We start from the raw sequence: 26,192 nt of genomic DNA, 5'->3' as shown, positions 1-26,192 counted from the left end.
CGGCCGAAGCGGATGAACGGCGTATTCCGCCGTCCCGGACGCGTCGGCACCGTCTGAGAGGACCAGGTCGTACACCCCGGGTGGCTGAAGGGTTCCACCCACGCCGATGCTCTTCAGCCACCCGGCCTCCCCGCCGCGCCCCACCGCGGACCCCGACCCACAGGTCCTGCCGGACATGCCGGACACGCCGAAACCGCCGAGATCTAGGAGAAGATCGTGGACCTTTCCCGCAGACGATTCCTTCAGGCCGCCGTACTGACGGCCGCCGCGGCCGGCGCCACCGCAGCGTGCGGCGGCGGCTCGGCGTCGAGCGGCAGCAAGGACAGCAAGAACCTGACGTTCTGGTACTGGGCCGGCGGACTGAGCGACAAGGTCGTGGCGGACGCCAAGACCCACTTCTCCGACATCACCCTGAAGACCTCCGTGGTCGGCGGCGACTTCAAGACCAAGCTGCTCACCGGACTGCGCTCCGCGCAGACCGCCCCCGACATCACCGGCATCAAGGGCGAGGACATCGCCTCCTTCCTGCCCAACGCCAACCGGTTCGTCGACCTGAACACGGTCGGCGCGAAGAAGCTGACCCCGGACTACCTGGCGTGGAAGCTGAAGCAGGCCACCACCCAGGACGGCAAGCTCATCGGCTTCCCCATCGACATCGGCCCCTGCGCCACGTTCTACCGCGAGGACCTCTTCGCCAAGGCGGGCCTGCCCACCGACCCCACCCAGGTCTCCGCCCAACTGTCCACCTGGGACGACTACTTCAAGGCCGGCGTCGAACTGCACAAGGCCGTGCCCAAGACCTTCCTGATCAACAACATCGGCTCCGTGTTCTCGATGATCGTCGGCCAGGGCACCCGGCGCTTCATCGACGAGGACAACAAGTTCATCGGCGACCAGGACCACATCCGCACCGCCTGGACCACCGCCGTGAAGCCCTACACCCTCGGCATCGACGCCAAGATCAACGACAACACCTGGAACGCCGCCATCGGCAACGGCACCCTCGGCACCGAGATCGGCGCCGCCTGGCACGCCCTCGACATCAGCAACGCCGCCCCCGGCACCAAGGGCAAGTGGCGGGTGGCGAGCCTGCCCGGCGGACCGTCCAACCTCGGCGGGTCCTTCCTCGCCATCCCTGCGACCAGCGGCAACCCCGAGGAAGCCTTCAAGATCATCAGCTGGATCCTCAGCCCCGAGAACCAGGCCCGCGGCTTCACCGACGCCGCCCTCTTCCCGACCGCACCGGCCGCGTACAAGCTGCCCGCGCTCACCGGCGGGGACGCCTTCTTCGGCGGTCAGAAGACCATCGAGATCTTCGGCCCGGCGGCCCAGAAGATCCCCGCCGCCTACGAGGCCCCGGCCGACGCGGCGGTCTCCGCGCCCTACTACGCCGAGCTGACCAGCATCGAGGCCAAGGGCAAGGACCCGGACGAGGCCTGGAAGGACGCGGTCAGCCAGGCCAAGCAGATCGCTCAGCGGCAGGGAGTGAAGTGACATGTCGTCAAGCCCGGTAGCCGGTCCGGCACCCACCGGACCGACCTCCGGACCCGCCACCGGCCTCCTCGGGCAGCCCGCTCCGGACCCCTCCCGCGGTCCGGGGCGGCGCGCCCCCCGGATCCGGCCGGTGTCGGCCGGGGCCCGGCCCGGGCCGAGCCGACGGGTCCTCAGGCACTGGCCGCAGTACCTCGCGATCTCGCCGTACTACCTGATCTTCTCGGTCTTCATGCTCTTCCCGGTGCTCTACACCGTGTACCTGGCGTTCCAGAAGTGGGACGGCATCGGGCAGATGCAGTTCGTCGGCTTCCAGCAGTTCCGCTTCCTGTGGGACGACCCGGTGTTCTGGATGTCGATCCGCAACACCCTGATCATCTGGGTGCTGTCGACCGTGCCCATGCTCTTCATGGCCCTGGTCCTCGCGGTCCTGGTCAACTCCACCAAGCGGTTCACCGCGTTCTACCGGGTCTGTCTGTTCATCCCCAGCATCACCTCGCTGGTGGCCATCGCGATCTTCTTCGGCGCGGTCTTCAGCAACAACTTCGGTCTGATCAACGCCATCCTCAGGGGCCTGCACCTGTCGGCCGTGCCCTGGATGAGCAACGAGTGGACGATCAAGCTGGTGATCGCGGCGCTGATGACCTGGCAGTGGACCGGCTACAACGCGATCATCTATCTGGCCGGCCTCCAGGCGATCCCCTCGGAGCTCTACGAGGCGGCCCGGATGGACGGCGCGGGCCCGGTGCGGATCTTCTTCTCCCTCACGATCCCGCTGCTGCGGCCGATCATCCTGTTCACCGTCGTGATCTCCACCGTCACCGGGCTGCAGAGCTTCACCGAACCCCAGGTGCTGTTCGGCAGCGACGCGGCCACCAACCCCAACTCCGGCGGACCGGGCCAGGCGGGCCTGACCACGCTGCTGTACTTCTACCACCAGGCCTTCGACAACAACGACTTCGGCTACGGCGCCGCGATCGTCTGGGCCTTCTTCCTGCTGATCCTGCTCATCGTGCTCGTCAACTGGCGCCTGGTGCAGCGTAAGGAGCGACGGCCATGAACGCCTTGAACCGCAAGCGCCTCAGGGGCCTCGGTGTCCACACGATCCTGATGACCGGTGTCGTCGTCTCGGTCTTCCCGTTCTACTGGATCGTCGTCATGGCGACCAACACCTCGCAGGACATCTACCGCTACCCGCCGAAGCTCTGGTTCGGCGACAACCTGCTCACCAATCTGCGGCACCTGTTCGCCAAGATGGACTTCTTCGGGTCACTGGCCAACACCATGATCGTCGCGGTCTCCACGACCGTACTGGTGCTGTTCTTCGACTCGCTGGCCGCCTTCGCCTTCGCCAAGTACGAGTTCCCCGCGAAGAAGTTCCTCTTCGGCGTGCTCCTGTCGATGTACATCCTGCCGACCCAGCTCGCGATCATCCCGCAGTACGAGATCATGGTGCAGCTGGGCTGGCTGGGCACCCTGAAGGCGCTGATCGTGCCCGCCGCGGCCAACGCCTTCGGCATCTTCTGGATGCGGCAGTACACCTCCACCAGCGTCCCGGACGAACTCCTCGACGCCGCCCGGATCGAGGGCGCGGGGTTCTTCCGCCAGTACTGGCACGTGGTGCTGCCGTGCGTCCGTCCGGCGCTGGCGTTCCTCGGCATCTACACTTTCATCGGCGCCTGGAACGACTACATCCTGCCGTTGGTGATGCTGGTCAACCCGGACAAGCTCACCCTCCAGGTGGCGCTCGCCCAGCTGTACGCCGGGCACTCCACCGACTACAGCATGGTGATGTCCGGGGTCCTGCTGTCGGTCATCCCGCTGGTGATGGTGTTCACCTTCTTCGCCCGCGGGTTCATCGCCGACGCGACCAAGGGGGCCCTGCGCTGAGGTGCGGGGCGGTCACCAGGGCGGCCCGGTCCGGGTCGACGGCTGGGGGCCGGGCTCGGGCCCGGGGCCGGGGTCGGGGTCCGGACCGCCCATGTCGAGACGGAACGGGGGATAGACGTCCGTCATCAGGGTGACGTACGCGGCGACCCGCAGGACCCAGCGGTTCAGCCCGGTGATCAGGTCGAACAGGTCCCGCGGGTACTTCTCGGTGAAGAGCAGGACCACGGCGGCGATGATCGCCAGCACGGTCACCAGACCGCCGTTCCACCAGCCGTACCCCCAGCTGCCGACGAAGAAGCCCACGACGACGTAGTGCGGAATGGCCAGCAGCCACCACTTCACCAGGACCAGGCCGCGGGAGAGCCGCTCGGGATAGACGACGTCCAGCCGGGCCGGGTAGGAGGGCTCCTCGCCCAGGCTGAACGGCGGGTAGCGGTCGGTGGCCAGGGCCCCGTACGCGTAGTAGGTGACCCGCCAGCTCCAGCGCAGCACACCGAGGTTGAAGTCGAACAGGGCCCGCGGGTAGCGCTCGGTGAACAGGATCGCGAAGAAGGCGATCACCCCGACCACCGTGAACGCGATCCACAGGAAGAACAGCACCACGACGTGCGGGATGACCAGGATCCACTTCACCAGCCACAGCCAGCGCGACAGGGGCGCGTCGAGCCGTGCGGTCACCCGGACCGGCGCGGGCAGGGGATGCGTCATTGCTCCCGCCTCCTGATGTCACCTGTGCTTCTCCTTCCACTCTGCCCCCTGTGGCCCCATGGCGCAGGGGCGCGGGGCCATCGGGGGCAGCGCGGGGATCAGAGGCGGATGACGATCAGGGCGGTGTCGTCGGTGTTGCCGGTCGCCGGGAGGAGATCCGCGAGGAGGGCGTCGGCGAGCTGCTCGGGGTCGTCCTTGCGGTGCCGGACCAGGGAGTCGGCCAGCCGGTCGAGACCGGTGTCGATGTCCTCCGTACGGCGTTCGATCAGCCCGTCGGTGTACAGCACGAGCGTGGAGCCCTCCGTGAAGGACGTACGGGCCTGCGGGCGCGCGAGGTGCCGGGGACGGGCCGCGAGCGGCGGGTCGGTGGCCTCGTCGAGGAAGCGGACCGTGCCGTCGGGGTCCAGCAGCGCCGGGGGCGGATGGCCCGCGCTGCTGTAGGTCACGGTCCGCTCGGCCCAGTCGATGAACGTCGACACGACCGTGGTGGACTCGGCGCCTTCGACCGAGCGGGCGTACAGACCGAGGGCCTCCAGGGCCTGGCCCGGACCGTCGGCCACCCGGCAGGCCGCGCTCAGCGCGCTGCGCAGCTGCCCCATGACACAGGCCGCGGCCAGACCGTGTCCGACGACGTCACCGACCGCGACCGCGAGGTTCCCGTCCGGCAGATCGGCGAGGTCGTACCAGTCGCCGCACACGTTCAGCGCCCCGATCGCGGGCCGGTAGCGCACCGCCGCCGCGTGCTCCCCGGTCGGGCCCGGCGCCGGCAGCATCGCCGCCTGGAGCGCCAGGGCGACCTCGCGCTCATGGGCGTGCGCCCGGCGCAGCCGCTCGTTGACCTGCTGGAGCTCCCGCGCACGGGTGTACAGCTCGGCCTCCAGCACCCGGGCCCGGCTGTCGTCGCCCGGCCCGCCGAAGGCCCGGATCAGCTCGGTGACCTCCTCCACCCGGTGCACGATCAGCTCCACCTGCCCGTCGGGGGCGAGGACGGGCGCGTTGACCGGGCTCCAGAAGTGCTCCCGCCACTGACCGGGCCGGTCGGGGTCCTCGATGTCGTAGCGCAGCAGCGCCATCGTGTCCCGCTCGCCGGTGGCCACCGTGCGCAGCATCGACGTCTCGGTCTCCTGCCGGCCGGCCGCCGCCGGATCGTTGGGGTTCTCGGGGAAGACGTCGAAGATGTAGCGGCCCACCAGCTGCTCACGCGTGCGCCCGGACAGCCGTACGAAGTCGTCGTTGGCATCGGCGTAGACGAGCTCCGGGGTGAGCAGGGCCACCATGCCGGGCAGGGCCCGGAACACCGCCGTGTAGTCGATCTGCGGTTTCCTCATGTCCTGCCTGTCTGGTTCGCGCCGGGCGTCGATGTCGCCGTTCCACGATAGGAGCGCGGACCCGGCCCAGTCAGTCCGACGACGAGTCCGGCGCGCGGACGCCGTCCGCCGGCGGCACCGTGGCGGGGGCGAGGACCGCTCCGGTCACGGCGGCCTCGGCGGTTTCACCCAGCCGAGTGACCGTTCGACGGCTCGCTTCCAGTTCTCGTACTCCGCCTCGCGCCGCGCCGGGTCCATGTCCGGGATCCACTGGGCCGCCCGGTGCCAGTTGCGGCGCAGTCCCTCCAGATCGGGCCAGTAGCCGACGGCGAGCCCGGCGGCGTAGGCCGCGCCGAGGGAGACCGTCTCGGCGACCATGGGCCGTACCACGGGCACGTCGAGGACGTCCGCCACGAACTGCATCAGCAGGTTGTCGGCCGTCATCCCGCCGTCCACCTTGAGCTGCTTCAGGGGCACCGAGGAGTCGGCGTTCATGGCGTCCACCACCTCCCGGGTCTGCCAGCCGGTGGCCTCCAGCACCGCCCGGGCCAGATGGCCCTTGGTGATGTACGAGGTCAGACCTACCATGACCCCGCGCGCGTCGCTGCGCCAGTGCGGCGCGAACAGCCCGGAGAAGGCGGGGACGATGTAGCAGCCGCCGTTGTCCTCGACCGTGCGGGCGAGCGTCTCGATCTCCGGCGCGCTGCTGATCAGCCCCAGCCGGTCGCGGAACCACTGCACCAGCGAGCCGGTGACGGCGATGGAGCCCTCCAGGGCGTACACCGGCGGTTGCTCCCCGATCTTGTAGGCGACGGTGGTGAGCAGGCCGTGCCGGGACCGCACCAGGTCGCCGCCGGTGTTGAGCAGCAGGAAGCTGCCCGTGCCGTACGTGCATTTCGCCTCGCCCGGGGAGAAACAGGTCTGGCCGAACAGGGCGGCCTGCTGGTCGCCGAGGGCGGCCGTGATCCGCACGCCGGGCAGCAGCGACCGGGCGGTGCCGTAGTGCTCGGCGGAGGAGCGGATCTCGGGCAGCATGGGGCGCGGCACCCCGAAGAAGGCGAGCAGCTCCTCGTCCCAGGTGAGGGTGCGGATGTTCATCAGCATGGTGCGGCCGGCGTTGGTGGCGTCGGTGATGTGCAGCCCGCCGTCCGGGCCGCCGGTCATGTTCCAGATCAGCCAGCTCTCGATCGTTCCGCACAGCACCTCGCCGTTCTCGGCGCGCCGCCGCAGCCCGTCGACGTGGTCGAACAGCCAGCTCAGCCGCAGCGCAGAGAAGTAGGTCGACGGCGGCAGACCGCACCGCTCCAGGAAGAACTCGTCCCCGGGATCGCTCCGCAGGGCGGTGACGAGGGGTTCGGTGCGGGTGTCCTGCCAGACGATCGCCCGGCCCAGCGGGACGCCCGTGCGGCGGTCCCAGACCACGGTGGTCTCCCGCTGGTTGGCGAGGCCGATCGCGGCGATGTCCTCGGCCCCGGCCCCGGCGCCGGAGAGCGTCTCGGGGACGATCCGCTGGAGGTTGCGCCAGATCTCGACGGCGTCGTGCTCGACCCAGCCGGGCCGCGGGAAGTGCTGCTGGTGCTCACGCTGGGCGACCGAGGAGAGCCGTCCGTGGTGGTCGAAGAGGATGCATCGGGTGGAGTTGGTGCCCTGGTCGATGGACATCACATAGCGCTCGACCATGATCGGGTCTCCCTTCCGACTCTTCGACGGACTTTCCGACCGCTTGCGGATCCGACCGCTTTCGCCTCCGGGCCCTTCGCCGCGGGACGCGGTCACCAGCGGCCGGCGCCCAGGTCCCTGGAGATCGCCCGGGCGGCCTCCCGCAGCAGGTTGATCAGGTTCGACCGGGGGTGCCCCTGACTGTCGCAGACCCGTTCGAGCTGGCCGGACAGACCGATCGCGCCGACCACCAGCCCGCCGTGCCCGCGGATCGGCGCGGCGACCCCGGCCTCTCCCATGCTCATCTCCTGCACCTCGTCCGCCCAGCCCCGCTCCCGGGTCTCGGCCAGCGCCCGGGCCAGCGGGCCCCGCTCGACCAGGGTGTGCCGGGTGTAGGCCTCCAGCCCCGCTTCCAGGGCCGAGTCCAGAGGCGCGGCACCGAAGGCGAGCAGGACCTTGCCGAGGGAGGAGGCGTGCAGCGGCAGCAGCGAGCCCACGTCCAGGGTCTGGAACGTGTCGTCCGGCCGGAACACATGGTGGACGACCAGGACCCTGCCCTCCAGGGGGGTGCCCAGCCGCACCGACTCCCCGCTGCGGGCCGCGAGCGCGTCGGCCCAGTTGATGGACCGCGAGCGCAGTTCGTTGACGTCGAGGTAGCTGGTGCCGAGGTGCAGCAGGGCCGCCCCGAGCTGGTACTTTCCGGTGGCGGGGTCCTGCTCCACGAAGTCCACGTGCTGCAGGGTGCGCAGGATGCCGTGGGCGGTGCCCTTCGCCAGCCCGAGCGAGGCCGCCACCTCGCCGAGCCCGAGACGACGGGGTCCGCCGGCGAGGAGACGCAGGATCGCCGCCGCCCGTTCGATCGACTGGACCGGGCCGGTCATGAGCCGAGCCTATTACCGCGGTGGGCCGTTCGCCCCCGCTGCGCCCGGCCGCCGATCACCTCCCGCTCGGTGGCGTTCGGCAATGCCGACCGGGATTCGTTGCCCTTCTCCGCTTCGGTCCCTAACGTGCACTGAGGTCCGGCAGTGGTGCCGGTGCCCGGTATCGGCAGACAGCATTCACCGGAGGAGAGAAGATGGCGGTACAGCTCGGCATACTGCCCCGGGAGACAGTGGAACACGTGTGTCCGCTGCCGCCCGTCCCCGGGGCCGTCGCAGCCGTACGCCGGCGCGTGGGGGAGGTCCTCGCCGACTGGAAGGTGTCCGAGGACATCGTCGACGACTCGCTCCTCGTGGTGTCGGAGCTGCTCACCAACGCGATCGTGCACGCCCTGCCCCCGGCGGAGCTGCGGCTCTCCTGGATGCGGGGCAGGGGGCCCGGCACGCTGCGGGTGGAGGTCACCGACGCCGGTCCCGCCCTGGCTCCCGGCCAGGCCCGGGCGGACATCGACCCCGACGAGCACGGCCGCGGCGAGCAGATCGTGCACGCCCTGGCCGCGGCGCACGGCAAGCGGGTGCACTCCCGAGGGGTCACCCGGTGGGCGGATCTCGTCGCCGCGTGAACGGGCGCTCTGCTTGATCGCGCCTCGGCGCGCGTGATCGACGGCAGCATGTTCCAGCGGAAAATGCCAAAGCGGTCCCCCGTGGCCGGTACTTTCCGTAACCTCGGTCTCACCCGCACGCTCAGGGTCGCTGCAACGACCCTTCCCCGCCCCGCACTTGAACCGCTCCTGCCGCCCACGCGCCGAAAGGACACGGTCATGGCCGTCGAGGCCGAGGTTCTGCACGAACTGCACCGGCTGCGCACGTGCGTGCCGCAGCTGAGAGGGGCGCTGGCGGCCAGCGCCGACGGGCTCGTCCTGGCCAGGGACATGCCCGACGTGGAGGCGGAGGCGCTGGCGGCGCTCACCGCCGCGGCGCTGGGCGTCGGCCGCCGGATGGCCGACCTCGCGACGCGCGGGGAGTTCCGCGAGCTGCTCGTCCGCGGCGCCGGGGGATACGTCGCGACCTACGCGGCCGGCCCGTCCGCCGTCCTCACACTGCTCGCGGACGACCGGGTCAACGTCGGCCGGCTCCATCTCGAAGGGCGGCGCAGCGGGACCCGTATCGCCGAACTGATGACGACGCCCGCCACCCCCGACCGCCCCCGCCCTCCCGACGGGCCGCCGCCCCCCGCCCTCCCGCCCCGCAGCCTGGGCGCCCTGCCCCTGCGCATCCCCCCGCAGTCCCGCTACGGCTCCTGAGCGCGCGGGGCGGAGAGCCGGAACCGGGCGTGCGGGGGTGCCGGGTGGCGCGGTGGCGCCGGCCGCCGAGGCGGTTCAGCCGGTGGGGCCCTCCGCGCGGCCGCGGCGCCGGGTCGTGGCACGGCGGCGGGTTCCCACCCGTTCCGGGCCGGGGCCGAGGTTCGCGGGAGCGCTGAAGCCGCCGGGGACCATGCGGGGCGGCGCCACCGTCGGGGACGCGGGCACGGGTGCGGGCGAAGGGGGACGGGCGTGACCCTCCCGCTCGCCCTCCCGCTCCCCGTCCCGGGGCGGGGGCGGAACGGCACGGCTGATCACCCGCGCGTGCGGCATCAAGGGGGCGCAGGCGGAGCACACTTCGGTGAGCGTCCACACCTGGGCGACCGCCGGATCGTGCCGCAGCACGAGGACGACCGTGCCCGCGCAGTTGACCCGGGTGCCCTCGTGCAGCGCGCACCGCTCGCGCCGGCACCAGCAGGCGGCGTCGTGATGCACCGCCGCCGCTCTGGCGTGCGCTGCGGCGTGGGCCTCCGCGAAGCGGCGCAGCGCCGCGAGGTCCCGGGACCGCGGCGGCATCACGCACGCCGACGAGCAGGTGACCGAGGCGGTGCGGTCCCGGTGCCCGACCACGCGGATCGTCCAGCAGCGGCCGGGCCGGCGGGCCGAGGGGGCGTCAGGGTACGTAAGAGCCAAAGCACATGTCCTTCGTGGCGATCGTGGGGGGAGGGCGACGAGTCCGGAGTGGTTCCGGCACGGCGGCCCGCCGGAAGAAGTGACCTCGTTCACAGCATGCCCGTGCCGGGGCGGACCATTCGCGCTGTGCCCCCCTTGGCGGACACACCACTGTCCGCGTCTACCCCTAAGCTCCCCCCATGAACACCGGGGAACCCGACAGACGCGTCATCGACGGCCGATTCGAGCTGCTGCACCGGCTCGGAGGCGGAGGCATGGGGTGGGTGTGGCGCGCCCGCGACCTCGCACTGCACCGCGACGTGGCCGTGAAAGAGGTACGGCCACCGGATCCGGCGCTGGCCGAATACGACCCCGAGGGCGCCCGCACCCTCCGGGAGCGCGTCCTGCGGGAGGCCCGCGCCCTGGCCCGCGTCCACCACCCCAATGTCGTCACCATCCACCACATCGTCGACGGCGGCGAGAACACGTATCCCTGGATCGTGATGGAGCTGGTCACGGGCGGCTCGCTCCAGGACCGGCTCCAGCAGGGCGCGTTGACCCCGGTGGAGGCCGCGCGCCTGGGACGCGAGGTGCTGTCCGCGCTGCGCGCCGCGCACGCCGTCGGCATCGAGCACCGCGACGTGAAGCCGGCCAACGTGCTGCTGCGGCCCGACGGACGGCCCGTCCTCACCGACTTCGGCATCGCCGCCCTGCGCGAGGCCACCAGCCTCACCGCCACCGGCTCCGTCATAGGCTCGCCCGACTTCATGGCACCGGAGCGCGTCAGCGGCAAGGACGGCGGCCCCTCCGCCGACCTCTGGTCGCTGGGCATGCTGCTCTACGTCGCCGTGGAGGGCCACCACCCGCTGCGCCGCTCCAGCACCCTCGCCACCCTGGCCGCCGTACTCGCCGAGGACGTGCCGCCCCCGCGGCAGGCCGGCCCGCTGGCCGGTCTCCTCACCGCGCTCCTCGTGCGCGACCCGCAGGCCCGCCCCGAGGCCGAGGAGGTCGACCGGCTGCTCGCCGCGGTGACCGGCGAGGCACCGGCGGACACGACGCCGGGCGCCTTCGGTGCGCCTGCCGGCGACACCCCCGTGCCGGGCCCGCCCGCCGGGTTCGGCCCGGCGACCGGTTACGGCCCCTCGCCCTACGGCGGGCAGCCCCCCGCCTTCACCGGCGCGCCGACCTCCTACCCGATCGCCCCGCCCGCCGGCGGCCCCACCCCGGCCCCGTTCCCCGCCGCGGCGCCCGCGCCCGGCGCGGTCACGGTCCAGGGCTCCGGCCTTCCCCGCCGGCCGCGCCGCGGCCGTCCCCTCGTGGTCGCCTCGGCCGTCACCGGAACCGTCCTGGCCGGCGTCCTGGCGTGGTACGTGAGCCCCTTGCTGCGGGACGCGGGGGACGGCGGGTCCCCCGGGTCCTCCGGGTCCTCCTCGTCGTCCGCCTCCGCCTCCGCGAGCCCCCGTCCGGGCTCCTCCTCCACGGGCTCCGACTCCACGGATTCCTCGTCCGGCGGACAGTCCGGGCAGCAGCTCGACCTGCTCTCCGCGGACGGCGTCCGCACGGTCGTGAAGAAGCTGAAGGCCGCCATGGGCGGCTCCAAGGTCACCGACCTCACGGTGTACCCGGAGTACGCCATCGCCGCGGCCCCGGTCGCCGGCAACGCCAAGCTCTACGACCGCTACGAATACCGGGGCGGGGACGTGGCCGTGAAGAACGGCCCCGGCGGCACCGTGCTCAGCGGCGAGACCCCGGTCGACCTGGACAGCTTCGACTGGGACAAGGTGCCCGGACTGCTCACCAAGGCCAAGAAGGTGCTCAACATCCCCCACCCGACCATGCGCTACCTGGTGATCAACCCGGCGTCCACGATCTTCAACGACCCGCCGACGATGAACATCTACCTCGTCGACGACTACGGCGGCGCCTATCTGGAGGCCGACCAGAAGGGCAACGTGATCCAGGCCCACCCGCGCGACGGCGGCTGAGCCCGGCGCCCGGACCGCCGCCTCAGTGCGGGAACGCCCGGGGCTGCCGCAGGACGGGGAGTTCTTCGCGGAACTCCTCGATGCGGGTGCTGATCTGCCGCATCAGGACGGTGTCCGCGAGACGGTCGAGATAGAGGTTGCGGCGGGCCAGACCGACCGCGTCCACGCAGAAGTACACCGACATCAGCGGATTGACGAAGAGTTCGCTGCCCCGGGTGCGCTCGGTGAAGCGCACATCGCCGAACTCGCCGCGCACGGCGGCGGCGACGGAGCCGTGGACGATGCTCGGATGCCCCGGCGTGCAGGCCTGGGCGTGCGCCACCGCGTCCAGGTACAGGCTCCCCTCACGGCTCTCCCGGGGCAGGGAGAACGCGCCGAGGTAGGCCCCGTCGCGGTCGAGCGCGGCCAGGTTCTCCAGGACGAGCGCGTGGTTGACGCCGTGATAGGCGTCCACGCCGAAGCCCAGGCACGCCACCAGCCGGTGCTCCACCCCGTCCAGGGCCTGCACGGCCGCCAGGCTGGCCATGTCCTCCTCGGGCGTGCCCAGCCCGTGCTCGTCGCCGCGCATCAGGATGTCCGTGCCGCCGTCCACGAGGACGACCGCGTCGACCCCGCCCAGACGGTCCACCAGCGCCCGGTAGGCGTCCCGCAGCGGGGCGACGCCGGTGCGGGGAAAGGCGTACACGGTGGCGGGCAGCCCCTGGCCGTCGAGCCAGCGGGCCAGGGCGTGCTCGGGGAAGTAGTCACCGCGGGCCGGGGTGTCCGGGCGCACGGCCGCCACGTCCGGCTCCAGCCACACCTCGTCGGGCTGGGCGTACAGCTCGGTGAAGGAGAGATTCGCCAGGTGGACGTCCTTGCCGGCCGACCGCAGCGCGAGCGCCAGCGGAAGGCCCGCGTACACGTCGAAACCGCCGCCCGCACCGGCGACGAGCACCCGCCGCGCATCACGCAGGCGGGTGAACAGGGGAGGCTCGTGGAGGGAGAACACCCCGGGAAGCTAGCAGGCGGCGATCATGCCGCCCACCCGGAACCCGGGGTTCCCGTCACGACGGCGCCTACGCGCCGCTCTCCCGCAGCATGTCCTCGCGCTCGACGAGCTTCACGCGCTCACGGCCCTGCGGCACGCCCAGCGCCTTCTCCGCGGCGTCCAGCTTGTACCAGCCCTCCCAGGTGGTGAAGCGGACCGCGCGCTCGGCGAGGAACGCGTCCACCGCCTCCGGCTCCGGCGAGGACGGGGTGTGCAGCCGGCCGCCCGCGTGGTCGGCCAGCAGGTTCGCCACGGTCTCGTTGGCGTCGCCCTTGGTGTGGCCGATCAGACCGATCGGGCCGCGCCGGATCCAGCCGGTGACGTACACCGACTGCAGGTGCGCGCCGCTCTCCTCGATGACCCGGCCGCCCTCGTCCGGGACCGTGCCCGAGTCGATGTCCCAGGGCAGCTTGGGCAGCTTCTCGGAGAGGTAGCCGACCGCGCGGTAGACCGCGGTGACGTCCCAGTCCTTGAACGCGCCGGTGCCCTTGACGTTCCCGGTGCCGTCGAGGGCGGTGCGCTCGGTGCGCAGGCCGACGACCTTGCCGTCCTCGCCGAGGATCTCCGAGGGCGACTCGAAGAAGTGCAGGAAGAGCTTGTGCGGGCGGTCGCCGGTGTCGCGGATCGCCCAGTTCTCCAGCGTCTTGGCGACCATGTCGGCCTGCTTGTTGCCGCGCCGGGTGGCGATCGAGCCCTCGTCGTAGTCGATGTCCTCGGGGTCGACGACGACCTCGATGTTCGGGGAGTGGTCCAGCTCCCGCAGCTCCATCGGGGAGAACTTCGCCTGCGCCGGGCCGCGGCGGCCGAAGACGTGGATCTCCAGCGCCTTGTTGGCCTTCAGACCGTCGTACACGTTCGGCGGGATCTCCGTCGGCAGCAGCTCGTCGGCCGTCTTCGCGAGGATGCGGGCGACGTCGAGGGCGACGTTGCCGACACCCAGCACGGCGACCTTCTCCGCCCGGAGCGGCCAGGTGCGCGGCACGTCGGGGTGGCCGTCGTACCAGGAGACGAAGTCGGCGGCGCCGTAGGAGCCGTCGAGCTCGATGCCCGGTATGGACATCTCGCGGTCGGCCATCGCGCCGGTCGAGAAGATCACGGCGTCGTAGAACGCGCGCAGGTCGTCGAGCGAGATGTCGGCCGGGTAGTCGACGTTGCCGAACAGGCGGACCTGCGGCTTGTCGAGGACCTGGTGCAGGGCGGTGATGATGCCCTTGATCCGGGGGTGGTCCGGCGCCACGCCGTAGCGGATCAGTCCGAACGGGGCCGGCATCCGCTCGAAGAGGTCGATGGAGACACCGGGGTCGGCGGCCACATCGGACTTGAGCAGCGCGTCGGCGGCGTAGATCCCGGCGGGGCCGGCTCCGACGATGGCTACCCGCAGGGGGCGGGGCATGATCAGGTTCCCTTCGAGCGGTGACGGATCAACTCGGGGGAAGCCTAAACTGAGGCATACCTAAGTCGGTACGCGGGTCCGGTCTATGGACTCATCAACGTCGTTTATGAGTCGGTGCGCGCGCACCACTCCGTTCACGGCAGCGGCTGTTCCGCCCAGATGACCTTGCCCGTGGGGGTGTACCGGGTGCCCCAGCGGTCGGTGAGCTGCGCCACCAGGAACAGCCCGCGGCCGCCCTCGTCCGTCATCGCCGCGTACCGCAGATGCGGCGAGGTGCTGCTCGCGTCGGACACCTCGCAGATCAGCGTCCGGTCGCGCAGCAGCCGCACCCGGACCGGCGCGATGCCGTAGCGGATCGCGTTGGTGACCAGCTCGCTCAGGATCAGCTCCGTCGTGAACGACAGCTCCTCCAGGTCCCACACGGCCAGCTGCCGCGCGACCGCCGAGCGCACCTCGCCCACCGCGGCCGGATCCACCGGTACGTCCCACTCGGCCACCCGGTCGGCGCCGAGAGCCCGGGTATGCGCCACGATCAGCGCGATGTCGTCGTTCGGGCGGGCCGGCAGCAGCTCCTCCAGGACACTGCGGCAGGCTTCGTCCGGCGTGCCGGCGGCGCTGCGCTCCAGCGCCGTCCGCAGCAGTTCCAGACCGGTGTCGATGTCCCGCTGCCGGTCCTCCACCAGCCCGTCCGTGTACAGCACCAGCCGGCTGCCCTCGGCCAGCTCCAGCTCGGCCGTCTCGAACGGCAGCCCGCCCAGCCCCAGCGGCAGCCCGGTCGGCACCTCGGGGTACTCCACCCGGCCGTCGGGATGGACCAGGGCCGGCGGCGGATGCCCGGCCCGGGCCACCGTGCACCGCCGCGACACCGGGTCGTAGATCGCGTACAGACAGGTCGCCCCGGACACCGGACCGTGCGCCCCGTCCGCCGCCTCGTCCTGGTCGATACGGGTCACCAGCTCGTCCAGCAGCCCGAGCAGCTCCTCCGGCGGCAGATCCAGCGCGGAGAAGTTGTGCACGGCCGTGCGCAGCCGCCCCATCGTGGCCGCCGCGTGCAGCCCGTGCCCCACCACGTCCCCGACGACCAGCGCCACCCGCGCCCCGGACAACGGCAGTACGTCGAACCAGTCGCCGCCCACACCGGCCTGCGCCGGCAGATAGCGGTAGGCGATGTCCAGCGCGTTCTGCTCGGGCAGCGTGCGGGGCAGCAGACTGCGCTGGAGGGTGACCGCCATCCCGTGCTCACGGGTGAAGCGGCGCGCGTTGTCGATGGAGACCGCCGCCCGCGCCACCAGCTCCTCCGCCAGCGCCACCTCCTCCGGGTCGAACGGCTCGGGCCGCTCCGACCGCAGGAAGCTCACCACGCCCAGCACCAGGGCCCCCGCCCGCACCGGCACGGTGATCAGCGAATGGATGCCGAACTCCACGATCTGCTCGGTCCGCTCCAGGTCCTGCGCCCGCCAGCCCGGCGACTGGGCGAGGCGCGCCTCCAGCACGGCCCGTTCCGTCTCCAGCGCGCGGGCCTGCGGCGCCGAGTCCACGAACCGGATCCGCTCGCCCACCGCGTACAGCGGCGAACCCTTGCGGACACCGCCCACCGCCGTGCGCCGCAGCGCGCCCCGCGCCTCGGGCTCCTCGCCCGCCAGCACCGCGTCGAACAGGTCGACGGTGACGAAGTCCGCGAACCGCGGCACCGCCAGCTCGGTCAGCTCCTCCGCCGTCCTGGTGACGTCCAGGCTCGTGCCGATGCCCACCCCGGCCGCGTACAGCAGGTCCAGGCGCTCCCGGGCCGCCTCCGCCCGGCCGGACAGGGCCCGCAGCTCGGTGGAGTCCCGCAGCGTGGCCACGCTTCCCTCCGGGCCGCCCGCCAGGTCGGTGGGCCGCTGGTTGATCGCCAGCAGCCGGTCGCCGACCAGATGCACCTCGTCGGTGACCATCCGCCCCGAGGCCAGCAGCTCCGCCGTACCGGGGTCCAGGCCCAGGTCCAGGACCTGACGGCGCTCGGCGTCCGGCGGCAGGTCGAGCAGCCGGTGCGCCTCGTCGTTGGCGAGCAGCAGCTCGCCGTCCCCGCCGACGATGATCACCCCTTCGCGCACGGCGTGCAGCACGGCGTCGTGGTGCTCGTACATCCGGGTCATCTCGCGCGGTCCGAGACCATGGGTCTGCCGCAGCAGCCGGCGGCTGACCAGCGCGGTGCTCGCGGTGGCCAGGGCGAGGGCCACGGCGGCGCTGCCGAGGACGAGCGGCAGCTGACGGTCCGCGTTGCCGCCGACGTGCCGGGTGGTGATGCCCGACGACACCAGACCCACGACCGTCCCGTCGGGGGCCTTCACCGGGACGACGGCCTGGACCAGCCGGCCGATGGTCCCGTCGACCTCCTCGACGACGGTGCCGCCGTCCAGAGCGGGCTTGATGTTCCCGACGAACTTCTTGCCGATGCGGTCCGGTTTGGGATGGGTGTAGCGGATGCCGTCGGTGTTCATCACGACGATGAAGTCCATGTCGGCGGCCCTGCGGGCCGCCTCGGCCGACGGCTGGAGCACCGCCGTGGGGTCCGGGCTGCGCAACGCCTCGACGATGCCGGGGGAGTTGGCGAAGGTCTGCGCGACGGCGAGGGAGCGGTTGCGGGCCTCCTGGGTGGTGTCGTGGCGCACCTGGAGCAGCAGCGCCACGACCGCCGCCACGACCAGCAGCAGCACGATCGCCACCTGCAGCACGAACACCTGCGCCGCGAGACTGCGCCCGCCCAGCGCGGACTCCGGCGCACGCCGAACTCCCGGGCCCCGGGGACGACGGGTCGGCCGGGCACTCGGGCGCCCCAGGACACGTGCCATGTGCCATTCCTACACTGCCCGGCCTCCTGAGGCGAGAGGCGTCACACAGAGTCACAGGACACGCCCACCCGGACGTGACACAGTGTCACCGGATCGGTGCTCATGCTCCCCTGCGTGATCATCCGGGCGGGCCGGGAGGGTGGCGAGCAGCAGCGCGATGTCGTCCGCCCGGTCCACCGCCCGCCGGGCCGACGCGGTCAGCCGGTCGGCGACCTCCCCCAGGGAACCGCCCGCCCCGTCGCCCGCCCCGTCGAGCGCCGCGCGCAGGGCCGCGATGCCCTCGTCGATGTCGCGCCCGGGCCGCTCCACCAGCCCGTCCGTGTACAGCGCCAGGATCGCGCCCGGCTCCAGCCGCAGCTCCGTCACCGGGTACCGGGCGCGCGGGTCGACCCCGAGCACCACCCCGCCCGGCAATTCCACCGCCGTCGTACGGCCGTCGGGCCCGCGCAGCAGCGGTGGCAGATGACCGGCCCGGGCCGCCCGCGCCCGGCCCGTCGCCGGGTCGAGCCGGACGTAGCAGCAACTGGCGAACTGGCCGGGGTCGAGGTCGATGAGCAGACGGTTCGTGCCGGACAGGACCTCCTGCGGCGGATGGTCGCTGAGCGCGAACGCCCGCACCGCGCTGCGCAGCTGCCCCATGGTGGCCGCGGCCTGCACCCCGTGCCCCTGGACGTCCCCGATGACCAGCGCGAGCCCGTCGCCCGCCTCCACCACGTCGTACCAGTCGCCGCCCACGTCCATGCCCTCGGTGCCCGGCAGATAGCGCCCCGCGGTCTCCACGCGCGCGTGCTGCGACAGCCGCCGGGGGAGCAGGGCCTGCTGGAGCCCGCGCGCGAGGGCCGCCTCCGTGTCGTAGCGCTGGGCCTTCTCCATGGCGTGGGCGATCAGCCCGGCGAGCGCGGTCAGCACGGTGCGTTCCTTCTGGCTGAAGCTGCGCGGGCCGTCGAAACCGAGGATGCAGGAGCCGACCGGGCGGCCCGAGGCGATCAGCGGGAGGAAGGCGCGGGCGCCCTCCCTCGCGTCGAGCTCGATGCCCGGGTAGGCGGCCGCCAGCTGCGGCATCGAGTCGAAGAACAGCGGACGGCCCGTCGTCAGCGTCTCCACGCCGGGCAGCCGGGCGTCCAGGCCCACCCCCTCGAACGCCGAGAGGAACCCGTCGGGGAAGCCGCTCTCCCACGCCAGATACAGATGCCGCTCCTGGAGCAGGTAGATCGCGAGCCGACGGCCGCCGAAGGCCGGGAGCAGCTCCTGCATGACCACCTCCGACACCTGGCGGGCGGTCACCGCCTCGGTGAGCGCGATCGCCAGCACGATCGGCCGGTACGACGGGGCGGTCTGCGCGGCCGGGTCGGGCGCCGGCGGCTCGGCGTCCACCGGTTCGGGGGCCGCTTCGGGCGGGACCCGGCTCGCCGGGACGGCGGTGCAGGTCAGCAGGTCGGGGCCGGGGTAGACGGACATGCTCAGCCAGTCGCCCTCGAACACCCGCGGGCCGTCGGCGGGCCGCCGCACATGGAAGTGCACCGGTTCCGGCGACAGCAGGGCGCCCCGCAGATGCTCCTCACCGGCCGGCTGGTTCAGCCACGGCACGGCCTCCCACAGCGGCCGGCCGACCATCTCCTCGCGGTCCACGCCCAGGAAGTGCGCGGCGCGGGCGTTGGCGTACACGACCAGGCCCAGCCGGTCGAGGCAGAACACGCCCTCCGGCAGCAGGTCCGCCGCACCGTCGGCGAGGGCGCCTGCCCCCGGGTCGAGCAGGACGCCGGTGACGGAGCCGGCCGGCCCCTCGGCCGCCGCCCACAGCTCCAGCAGCCGCAGCCCGCCCTCGGTGGTGCGCACCTCCAGGGGCAGCGGCGGCGGGCTGCCCCGCGCCGTCTCGCGCAGCAGGTCGGGCAGGCGGTGGGCGTCCGCCGGGTCGACGGCCCGGGCCAGTTCCCCCAGCGTGCCGGGGACGCCCCCGGGCGGCAGACCGAACAGCGCCCGCGCCCGGTCGTCGGCGTGGACGGTGTCGGACACCGGGTCCCACGAGAACCGGCCGACCCGGCCCGGCGCGGGCCCCGCCGCCGGCGGCCGCACGCACACGGGGGCGTCGTCCCAGGTGACAGGCGCGCCCTCGGCCTCCAGCCGCACCAGTTCCGCCGCGAGACGGTCCGCCACCCGCGTCAGGCGCTCCTGTTCGGCCAGCACCTCCGCCGCGTCGGCGGCAGCCGCCCGCAGCACGATCAGCACCCCGTACGACCGGCCCTGGGCCGCGACCGGGAGGTACAGCGAGCCGAACTGGAACGGCAGCCCCGCCGCGAGCTGCGGATAGCGCCGCATCGTCTCCGTGGCGTTCGCCAGCACCACCGGTACGCCCGTCCGCTGGACGTCCACCACCGGGAACGGCCGCTCCACGTGCACCCGCCACCAGGGCCGGAACAGCCGGCCGGGCAGCCCCGCGATCACCCCGAGCCGCATGATCCCGGGGGTGCGCGAGCGCAGGTACACGCCGGAGGCCCGCCCGTCCGCCGCCCGCAGGGCGTCGACCGAGGCCGCGACCAGCAGCGCGGGCGGCGGCCCGGACTGCCTCCGCTCGTCCCCGGCGCTCCCAGTCATCGGCCCTACCCCGTCCGTGCGCCGCCGCGTGGTCGACACAGCAAGAATGCGCCACACCTGCGGTGCTGTGCATCCGGGCGGGGCGGACGGGGCGACCGGGGGCGGGTGGAGTCCGGCGCTCGGCGGGGCGGGCGGGGTGGTACGGGCGGGTGGAGTCCGGCGCTCGGGGGTTGGGCTGGGGCGGGTCGGACGGCTGGTGTGCGGCGCCTGGCGGGTCGGGCAGGGACGGTCGGACGGAACGGCCGGGGGCGGGGGGTGGGGGGCGTGACGACGTGGCGCGGGGGCGGACGGGGGCGGGCCGACCGGCGCTCGGGCGTTCGTGGTGCGGGCGGCGGGAGGTGCCGGGCTGTCGGGGGCGGGGGAGCGGTGTGCCGCGTCCGGCTGCGTGGGGCCACGTGGGGTCGGTGGGGTGGCGCGTCGGGGGTGGGGAGTCGGCGGTGGTGCGGGTGGGTGCATGCAAGGGGTGTCGGGTGCTCGGCCCGGCCGCCGAGGGGGCCGTCGGGGCGGGTCAGGCCGTGGGGCGCAGGGTCGCCTTCGCCAGTTCGTACGCCGGGAGCATCGCCGCGTGTTCCTCGTCGTCCAGGCCGCCGAGGTGCAGGACGACCGGGCCGTCGCGGGTGACCACGGCGAAGGCGTGGGCCGTGCGGGACTCCCCGCCGCCGGGCGCGGTGTACTCGACCTCGGCGGCGGACGAACCGCCCGCCTCGAAGGCGCGGTACTCCTCCCGCGCCGCACCCTTCTCGGCGGCGACGAAGTCCTCCAGCACGGCCCGGGCGTCGGCGTCCCCCGGCTCACCGGTCCACACCCGGAGGAAGCCGATGGCGCCCGCGGGCTTGGCGTCTATCTCGCAGGCCAAGGTGACCGGGCCCTGGTGCAGGAACGCGTCGGCCAGATCCGCCAGGTCCTCGCTCACGCCCGCCGGCAACGCCTCGGCGTCGACCCCCTTGGGCTTCCAGGACTCGGCGGCGTCGAAGGTGACCGGCAGCTCGCAGGCCGACCCCGCCGCACCCACACGTGTCCCGCGCCGCGCGACCTCGACGCCGGCCCGGGACGACGGGCCGTCCCCGGCCGGAGCGGATTCCCCGTCCCCCGTCGAACAGCCGCCGACCAGTGCCGTCAGCAGGACCGCCAGGGCCAGCCCCCGCCGTCCGTTCCCCACCCCGTGGCGCACTCCGCGATCTCCTCTCGATGCACGCGGTGCACTGTAACGCGCGAGGTGGGCGGTCCCGCACCGAAAAAGCATGACGTTCCGTGAGTCTCCGTGTGCGGAAAGTCGCGAACGGCGGCGGAGTGATCCTGGCAGGCCCTCATTGCGTCTTCACAGGAGCGACACCGGCCGACCCGCCGGTGGCGTCCCCTGGCGGTGACGTGCGCCGATCCCGCTGCGCACCGCTGGGGGAGCTGTTCCGACCGGCCCGGACACGGACGTCCGTGCGACGAGTTTCTTGGGGGACCCCTTGGTGATCCTGCGTCCAGAGGTGGAGGGACGCCGCACCGGCCGAGCCGGGGACGGCGAGCGGAAGCCGCGCCGCAGCCTCCCGCTGCGTGCGGCCGCGTTCGTCGGGCGCACCCTGCGCGACGAGCTGTACGGCATCGTCGTCGACCCCCTCCGCCAGCTCCGGCGACGCGGTCCCAAGGCGCTGCTCCTCGCGTTCGTGGCCTGCGGCGGAGTGATCTTCTTCCACGCCATCGCCCAGAACCCGACCGGTGCCACCGTCGTGCGGATCCTCGGCGGCGTCCAGGGCGACCTCCCGCTGTGGCTGGCCCTCCTGCGCACCCCCGTCTCCCTCTACGTCCCCGCCCTCGACCTGCCGGTGTGGGCCGGCATCACCCAGCTCTTCCTCGCCTTCGCCCTGGCCGAACTCGCCCTCGGCCGGCTCAGGACCCTCGCCGTCGCCTACGCCGCCACCCTGGCCGGCACCCTCACGGTGCGGGTGATGATCGCGACGGGGCCCGGCTGGTGGGGCCTCGGACTGCCGCCCGAGGCGGGCCAGGTGCTCGACACCGGCCCCTCCGCCGCCGTCGTGGGCCTGTTCACCTACCTGTCGGTGGTGCGCCGCGCCCCCGTGGTGTTCTTCCTCACCGGCGGTTCGATGGTCGTCGAGTCGATCGCCAAGCCCAACCTGGCAGGCCGCGAGCATCTGATCGCCGTAGCAGCCGCCGTCGTGCTCGGCCTGTACCACGAACGAGCCCGCCTCCGGCGGTTGTTCAGGGCGCCCGCCCTGCTGTCCGCCACGGTTCCCGAGGGGCCGCCCACGCGCTCCGCCTGAGATCTTGCTATGAATTCGTGCGTCGGCTGAACACGTGCGCCTCCTGCTGCGTATGGGGCGGGGGATTTCCATACCCAGGCGGCCGACGACGAATTCGCGTAGGAGCACTCCTTGGTACAGAACAGACGCAGACGCCCGACGGGCGGACGGCGGGCCACCTTCGCCGCCGTCGCCCTGATCCTCGGCGGCGGCGGGCTGATGGCGGTGAACGTCTACGCCTCGGCCACCTCCAACGGCGACACGGTGGAACTGACCGGCGGAGGCTCGGTCACCATCGACTGTCCCGACGTCGGCAACAGCCTCACCTCCGTCCCCGACGGCGCCCGCTCCGAGGTCGACCGCGAACTCGCCGCCCTGGACCAGCAGATAGCCGCCGCCTACCAGCAACTCCAGGACCAGGCGCAGGCGGTACGGCAGGACCGGGGCTTCGCCGACAACGCGGTGATGAACCCGCTGAAGGAGAAGCGCGCCGCGACGATCGGCCGGATCACGGAGGCCGTCGACCGGGACGGCGACCGTCCGGACGGCCTCGACGCGCTCGCCGCCTGCTCCCTGCGCGTCACCGAGGAGCAGAACCAGCAGGGGCAGCAGCAGGGACAGGGGCAGAACGCAGGCCAGGGACAGGGCTCGGCTCAGGAGTCCGGTCAGAACGGCCGGCAGGACAACGGCGGCCAGGCCGGCAACGGTCCCGTCGCCGGGGACTACGTCGACATCAGGACCGTCCCGGCCTCGCTCCCGCTCGACCCCCGCTCCGGCCCCTCCCGCGGCACCTTCGTCACCAGCTGCGGAGTGAACGAGAACGGCCTGTTCAACTCGGACAACGTCATCGTGGCCCCCGGCGTCAGCAACGGCGCCCACCACTTCCACGACTACGTCGGCAACCAGTCCAACACCGCCTTCGCCTCCGACGACGACCTGGCGAACGCCGAGACGAGCTGTGTGGACCCGGGTGACAGGTCCACGTACTACTGGCCGGTCCTGCGGCTCCAGAACGGCACCGAGGAGCAGGACGCCAAGAGCCCCGGCGGCGGCATCGAGGGCAACGCGGGTGAGATCGTCACCCCCAAGGACGTGACCCTGACCTTCGTCGGCAACCCGGTCTCCCAGGTCACCGAGATGCCCCGGCTGCTGCGCATCATCACCGGTGACGCCAAGGCCTTCGTCAACGGCCCGGGCAACGCCAACGCCTCCTGGAGCTGCACCGGCTTCGAGGACCGGCAGCTGAAGGACAAGTACCCGCTGTGCCCGTCCGGCAGCGACGTGGTGCGCACCTTCCGCTTCCAGAGCTGCTGGGACGGCAGCAACATCGACAGCGCCAACCACCGCACCCACGTGGCCTTCGCCGCCCCGAACGGCACCTGCCCGACCGGCTTCAAGGCCATCCCGCAGCTGGTGCAGCGCATCGTCTACGACGTGGACGCGCCGAGCCTCGACGACGGCGGCCGTACGACGCCCCTGTTCGCCGTGGACTCCTTCCCCGAGCAGCTCCACAAGCCGGTGACGGACCACGGCGACTTCATCAACGTCTTCGACGAGGGCCTGATGAAGCAGATGGTCGACTGCATCAACGAGGGCCGCGACTGCGGCGCCGGAACGGGCGACGACGGCTCCGGCGGCAACGGCTCGGACGGCGGTGCCGGCAACGGCGGGGACAACGGCTCCGGCAACGGTTCCGACGGCGGTTCGGGCAACGGTTCCGACGGCGGTGGGAACGGCGGCTCCGCGGGCGGCTCGGACGGCACCCCGGGTGGCGACGGGCAGCAGCCCCCCGCCGAGTCCCAGGCCCCTGCCGAGTCCCAGGCCCCCGAGTCCCCGGTGACCGAGCCCGCCGACACCGAGCCCCAGAAGGGGAACTCCGGCACCGGAGGCGCCCCGGCCGGCACGGACACCCGTGGCGACAGCAGGCCCGGCGCCGACACTCCCAAGGCGGCCACCTCCGCCCCCGCCGCCCGGCCGGCCGGTGAGGTCGGCACCGCCGCGACCGCCCCGGACCGGCCCCGGGCCCCGGCGGCCGAGGGCGACGACGACACCGGTACGGCGGCACCCGCCGGCAGCGCCCCCCAGGCGCCGGCCGGCGGCGCCACCGGGGCGGCCGCCGGCAGCGGCGCCCAGCCTCCCGCGGGCACCGGCAACGTGACCGAGCCCCAGGCCGTCTCGGGCAGCCTTGCCGAGACCGGCGGCAGCCTGTGGCCCGCGGCCGCGGGTGGCCTCCTGGTGATCGCCGGGTTCGTGGTGCTCTACCGGAACGTCCGCCGCACCGCCTGAGACACCGCGTCACCGCAGAGGGGTCCGTCGCAGCGCCGACGGGCCCCTCACCCCGTACGGGTGCTCCCGCTTCCGACCCACCGCCGCGGCACCGGTCCGCGCGGTATACGTCGCTCGAGCCGCCGCGCGACGATGGGAGCACCATGGAATCCGTGGACTACTACGACCTCGGCAGCCACGGCCGGCCCGTGACGACCTCCTCGCCGGAGGCGCAGCTGTGGTTCGACCGCGGGCTGGTGTGGGCGTACGCCTTCCACCACGAGGAGGCCGTGGTCTGCTTCGAGGCGGCGGCCCGGGCCGACCCCGACTGCGCGATGGCGTACTGGGGCATCGCCTACGCCCTCGGTCCCCACTACAACAAGCCGTGGGAGTTCTTCGACGGCCGGGACCTGGAACGGACCGTGGCCCGTACCCACGCCGCCGTGGAGCGCGCCCACGCCAAGGCGGCCGGGGCGACCCCCGTGGAGCGGGCACTGATCGGAGCGCTGCGCGCCCGCTATCCGCAGGAGCGGCCCGCCCCGGACTGCGCGGTGTGGAACGAGCCGTACGCCGACGCCATGCGCGCCGTCCACGAGCTGGCCCCCGGCGATCTCGACGTGGCCGCCCTCTACGCCGACGCCCTGATGAACCTGACCCCCTGGCAGCTGTGGGACGTGCGCACCGGCCGCCCCGCCGAAGGCGCCCGCACCCGGCAGGCCCAGGAGGTGCTCGACCGGGCGCTCGCCGATCCGGCGGCTGCCGCGCACCCCGGGCTGCTGCACTTCTACGTCCACCTCATGGAGATGTCGCCCACCCCGGAGGCCGCCCTGCGGGTCGCCGACCGGCTGCGCGGACTGGTGCCGGACGCCGGGCACCTCCAGCACATGCCCTCGCACCTGGACGTGCTCTGCGGCGACTACCGGCGGGTCGTCACCGACAACAGCGCCGCGATCGCCGCCGACGCGAAGGTGCTCGCCCGGTCCGGCCCGATGAACTTCTACACGCTGTACCGGTGCCACAACCTCCACTTCAAGATCTACGGCGCGATGTTCCTCGGTCAGTACGGGACGGCGCTGGAGACCGTGGAGCGTCTGGAGGCCACCGTCCCGGAGGAACTGCTGCGGGTGGAGAGCCCGCCCATGGCCGACTGGCTGGAGGCCTTCCTCGGCATGCGGTTCCACGTCCTGATCCGCTTCGGCCGCTGGGAGGACGTCCTCGCCCTGCCGTTCCCCGCCGACGCCGGCCTCTACAGCTTCACCACGGCGCTGCTGCACTACGCCCGGGGGGTCGCCCTCTCCGCCACCGGCCGGGTGCCGCAGGCCGAGACGGAACGCGGGCTGTTCCGGGCGGCGGCCGGGCGGGTCCAGGAGACCCGCATGCTGTTCAACAACACCTGCGCGGACATCCTCGCGATCGCCGACGCGATGCTGGACGGCGAGCTGGAGTACCGCAAGGGGCGTCACGACCTCGCCTTCGCCGCCCTCGAACGCTCGATCGCCCTCGACGACGGCCTGCCGTACGACGAGCCGTGGGGGTGGATGCAGCCCACCCGGCACGCCTACGGCGCGCTGCTCCTGGAACAGGGCCGGGTCGCGGAGGCGGAGGCCGTCTACCGTGCCGATCTCGGACTCGACGACACCCTGCCGCGGCCCTCCCAGCACCCGGGCAACGTCTGGTCCCTGCACGGCTTCCACGAATGCCTGGTCCGCCGGGGCAAGGACGCCGAGGCCCGGATCGTCGCCCAGCAGCTGAAGCTCGCGGCCGCGCTGGCCGATGTACCCGTCCGGGCGTCCTGCTTCTGCCGTCTGGAGCCTTCCCGCACCCCGGCGGTCACCCCGGACTGCTGTGCCATGGACAATTGACCGACTGCTGTCCAGATACCTCGAGGGGACCCGGAGCATGGCGGGCGCACGGTGAACGAGACGCTTTCGAAGTGGACGGCGG

At 72.8% G+C, this 26,192-nt stretch carries 19 protein-coding genes; 9 read left to right on the top strand and 10 right to left on the bottom strand.

Translation table 11 applies throughout. The features are described 5' to 3' along the window. The first annotated feature begins 216 nt into the window (after positions 1-216). From U5640_RS02530 to U5640_RS02520, 3 genes are read left to right on the top strand one after another with little or no spacing between them, the layout of a single operon-like run. Positions 217-1,494 (top strand): extracellular solute-binding protein, encoded by a 1,278-nt coding sequence (locus U5640_RS02530; RefSeq protein WP_340374158.1) that lies wholly within the window; start codon positions 217-219, stop codon positions 1,492-1,494. Between the two features lies 1 nt (position 1,495). Continuing rightward, positions 1,496-2,551 carry a sugar ABC transporter permease gene (locus U5640_RS02525; protein ID WP_340374157.1) on the top strand — a complete coding sequence of 352 codons (1,056 nt, stop codon included), beginning with the start codon at positions 1,496-1,498 and terminating at the stop codon, positions 2,549-2,551. Next, positions 2,548-3,381: a carbohydrate ABC transporter permease gene (locus U5640_RS02520; RefSeq protein WP_340374156.1), complete on the top strand. Its 834-nt coding sequence runs from the start codon at positions 2,548-2,550 to the stop codon at positions 3,379-3,381. Before U5640_RS02525 ends, U5640_RS02520 begins: the two co-directional genes overlap by 4 nt. 12 nt (positions 3,382-3,393) lie before the next feature. Here the strand turns inward: U5640_RS02520 and U5640_RS02515 are convergent, their stop codons facing one another. From U5640_RS02515 to U5640_RS02500, 4 genes are all read right to left on the bottom strand, one after another. After that, a complete protein-coding gene (locus U5640_RS02515) occupies positions 3,394-4,089 on the bottom strand; it encodes a DUF4389 domain-containing protein (protein ID WP_340374155.1) in 696 nt (231 codons plus the stop codon). A 98-nt stretch (positions 4,090-4,187) separates the two neighbouring features. Beyond that, a complete protein-coding gene (locus U5640_RS02510; RefSeq protein WP_340374154.1) occupies positions 4,188-5,417 on the bottom strand; it encodes a SpoIIE family protein phosphatase in 1,230 nt (409 codons plus the stop codon). 144 nt (positions 5,418-5,561) lie between these two features. Beyond that, positions 5,562-7,076: a glycerol kinase GlpK gene (glpK, locus tag U5640_RS02505; protein WP_340374153.1), complete on the bottom strand. Its 1,515-nt coding sequence runs from the start codon at positions 7,074-7,076 to the stop codon at positions 5,562-5,564. A gap of 92 nt (positions 7,077-7,168) precedes the next feature. Next, on the bottom strand, positions 7,169-7,936 hold the full coding sequence (locus U5640_RS02500) for an IclR family transcriptional regulator (protein ID WP_340374152.1): 768 nt from the start codon (positions 7,934-7,936) through the stop codon (positions 7,169-7,171). A gap of 194 nt (positions 7,937-8,130) precedes the next feature. On the opposite strand from U5640_RS02500, the gene U5640_RS02495 reads away from it, so the two are divergent. After that, a complete protein-coding gene (locus tag U5640_RS02495) occupies positions 8,131-8,556 on the top strand; it encodes an ATP-binding protein (protein WP_340374151.1) in 426 nt (141 codons plus the stop codon). 198 nt (positions 8,557-8,754) lie between these two features. Beyond that, positions 8,755-9,237, top strand: a complete 483-nt coding sequence (locus tag U5640_RS02490) for a roadblock/LC7 domain-containing protein (protein WP_340374150.1) — start codon at positions 8,755-8,757, stop codon at positions 9,235-9,237. A 75-nt stretch (positions 9,238-9,312) separates the two neighbouring features. Here the strand turns inward: U5640_RS02490 and U5640_RS02485 are convergent, their stop codons facing one another. Next, complete coding sequence (locus U5640_RS02485; RefSeq protein ID WP_340374149.1) at positions 9,313-9,927, bottom strand: hypothetical protein; 615 nt, start codon at positions 9,925-9,927, stop codon at positions 9,313-9,315. 179 nt (positions 9,928-10,106) lie between these two features. Here U5640_RS02485 and U5640_RS02480 point away from each other — a divergent pair, with 179 nt between their 5' ends. Continuing rightward, positions 10,107-11,891: a serine/threonine-protein kinase gene (locus U5640_RS02480; protein WP_340374148.1), complete on the top strand. Its 1,785-nt coding sequence runs from the start codon at positions 10,107-10,109 to the stop codon at positions 11,889-11,891. 22 nt (positions 11,892-11,913) lie between these two features. Here the strand turns inward: U5640_RS02480 and U5640_RS02475 are convergent, their stop codons facing one another. From U5640_RS02475 to U5640_RS02455, 5 genes are all read right to left on the bottom strand, one after another. Continuing rightward, complete coding sequence (locus U5640_RS02475; RefSeq protein WP_340374147.1) at positions 11,914-12,879, bottom strand: DUF1152 domain-containing protein; 966 nt, start codon at positions 12,877-12,879, stop codon at positions 11,914-11,916. 67 nt (positions 12,880-12,946) lie between these two features. Further along, a complete protein-coding gene (locus U5640_RS02470) occupies positions 12,947-14,311 on the bottom strand; it encodes an FAD-dependent oxidoreductase (protein WP_340374146.1) in 1,365 nt (454 codons plus the stop codon). A gap of 134 nt (positions 14,312-14,445) precedes the next feature. After that, positions 14,446-17,142 carry a SpoIIE family protein phosphatase gene (locus U5640_RS02465; protein ID WP_340374145.1) on the bottom strand — a complete coding sequence of 899 codons (2,697 nt, stop codon included), beginning with the start codon at positions 17,140-17,142 and terminating at the stop codon, positions 14,446-14,448. 51 nt (positions 17,143-17,193) lie between these two features. Then, entirely contained in the window at positions 17,194-19,734 is a 2,541-nt protein-coding gene (locus tag U5640_RS02460) for a SpoIIE family protein phosphatase (protein ID WP_340374144.1), read from the bottom strand. Positions 19,735-20,242: 508 nt separating this feature from the next. Further along, positions 20,243-20,905 carry a lipoprotein gene (locus U5640_RS02455; RefSeq protein ID WP_340374143.1) on the bottom strand — a complete coding sequence of 221 codons (663 nt, stop codon included), beginning with the start codon at positions 20,903-20,905 and terminating at the stop codon, positions 20,243-20,245. Between the two features lie 286 nt (positions 20,906-21,191). Between U5640_RS02455 and U5640_RS02450 the strand changes: the two genes are divergently transcribed. The 3 genes from U5640_RS02450 (at position 21,192) to U5640_RS02440 (ending at position 26,110) form a co-directional block, all read left to right on the top strand. Then, positions 21,192-22,004 carry a hypothetical protein gene (locus tag U5640_RS02450; protein ID WP_340384893.1) on the top strand — a complete coding sequence of 271 codons (813 nt, stop codon included), beginning with the start codon at positions 21,192-21,194 and terminating at the stop codon, positions 22,002-22,004. Between the two features lie 198 nt (positions 22,005-22,202). Continuing rightward, complete coding sequence (locus U5640_RS02445) at positions 22,203-24,269, top strand: DUF1996 domain-containing protein (RefSeq protein ID WP_340384891.1); 2,067 nt, start codon at positions 22,203-22,205, stop codon at positions 24,267-24,269. Positions 24,270-24,412: 143 nt separating this feature from the next. After that, positions 24,413-26,110, top strand: coding sequence for a hypothetical protein (locus tag U5640_RS02440; protein ID WP_340374142.1), 1,698 nt, complete (start codon positions 24,413-24,415; stop codon positions 26,108-26,110). Positions 26,111-26,192: the final 82 nt, after the last annotated feature.

This window comes from Streptomyces sp. SS7 (genome assembly GCF_037993025.1).
Taxonomy (GTDB): domain Bacteria; phylum Actinomycetota; class Actinomycetes; order Streptomycetales; family Streptomycetaceae; genus Streptomyces.
The sequence above is the reverse complement of the archived record's forward strand: the minus strand, read 5'-3'. Positions and strand labels throughout refer to the sequence as shown.

What these genes read in the sequence shown, in the direction of transcription:
- U5640_RS02525 (WP_340374157.1), top strand. Translation starts at nt 1,496, where the DNA reads ATGTCGTCAAGCCCGGTAGCCGGTCCGGCACCCACCGGACCGACCTCC.
- U5640_RS02520 (WP_340374156.1), top strand. Translation starts at nt 2,548, where the DNA reads ATGAACGCCTTGAACCGCAAGCGCCTCAGGGGCCTCGGTGTCCACACG.
- U5640_RS02515 (WP_340374155.1), bottom strand. Translation starts at nt 4,089, where the DNA reads ATGACGCATCCCCTGCCCGCGCCGGTCCGGGTGACCGCACGGCTCGAC.
- U5640_RS02510 (WP_340374154.1), bottom strand. Translation starts at nt 5,417, where the DNA reads ATGAGGAAACCGCAGATCGACTACACGGCGGTGTTCCGGGCCCTGCCC.
- glpK (WP_340374153.1), bottom strand. Translation starts at nt 7,076, where the DNA reads ATGGTCGAGCGCTATGTGATGTCCATCGACCAGGGCACCAACTCCACC.
- U5640_RS02500 (WP_340374152.1), bottom strand. Translation starts at nt 7,936, where the DNA reads ATGACCGGCCCGGTCCAGTCGATCGAACGGGCGGCGGCGATCCTGCGT.
- U5640_RS02495 (WP_340374151.1), top strand. Translation starts at nt 8,131, where the DNA reads ATGGCGGTACAGCTCGGCATACTGCCCCGGGAGACAGTGGAACACGTG.
- U5640_RS02490 (WP_340374150.1), top strand. Translation starts at nt 8,755, where the DNA reads ATGGCCGTCGAGGCCGAGGTTCTGCACGAACTGCACCGGCTGCGCACG.
- U5640_RS02480 (WP_340374148.1), top strand. Translation starts at nt 10,107, where the DNA reads ATGAACACCGGGGAACCCGACAGACGCGTCATCGACGGCCGATTCGAG.
- U5640_RS02470 (WP_340374146.1), bottom strand. Translation starts at nt 14,311, where the DNA reads ATGCCCCGCCCCCTGCGGGTAGCCATCGTCGGAGCCGGCCCCGCCGGG.
- U5640_RS02465 (WP_340374145.1), bottom strand. Translation starts at nt 17,142, where the DNA reads ATGGCACGTGTCCTGGGGCGCCCGAGTGCCCGGCCGACCCGTCGTCCC.
- U5640_RS02460 (WP_340374144.1), bottom strand. Translation starts at nt 19,734, where the DNA reads ATGACTGGGAGCGCCGGGGACGAGCGGAGGCAGTCCGGGCCGCCGCCC.
- U5640_RS02445 (WP_340384891.1), top strand. Translation starts at nt 22,203, where the DNA reads ATGGCGGTGAACGTCTACGCCTCGGCCACCTCCAACGGCGACACGGTG.
- U5640_RS02440 (WP_340374142.1), top strand. Translation starts at nt 24,413, where the DNA reads ATGGAATCCGTGGACTACTACGACCTCGGCAGCCACGGCCGGCCCGTG.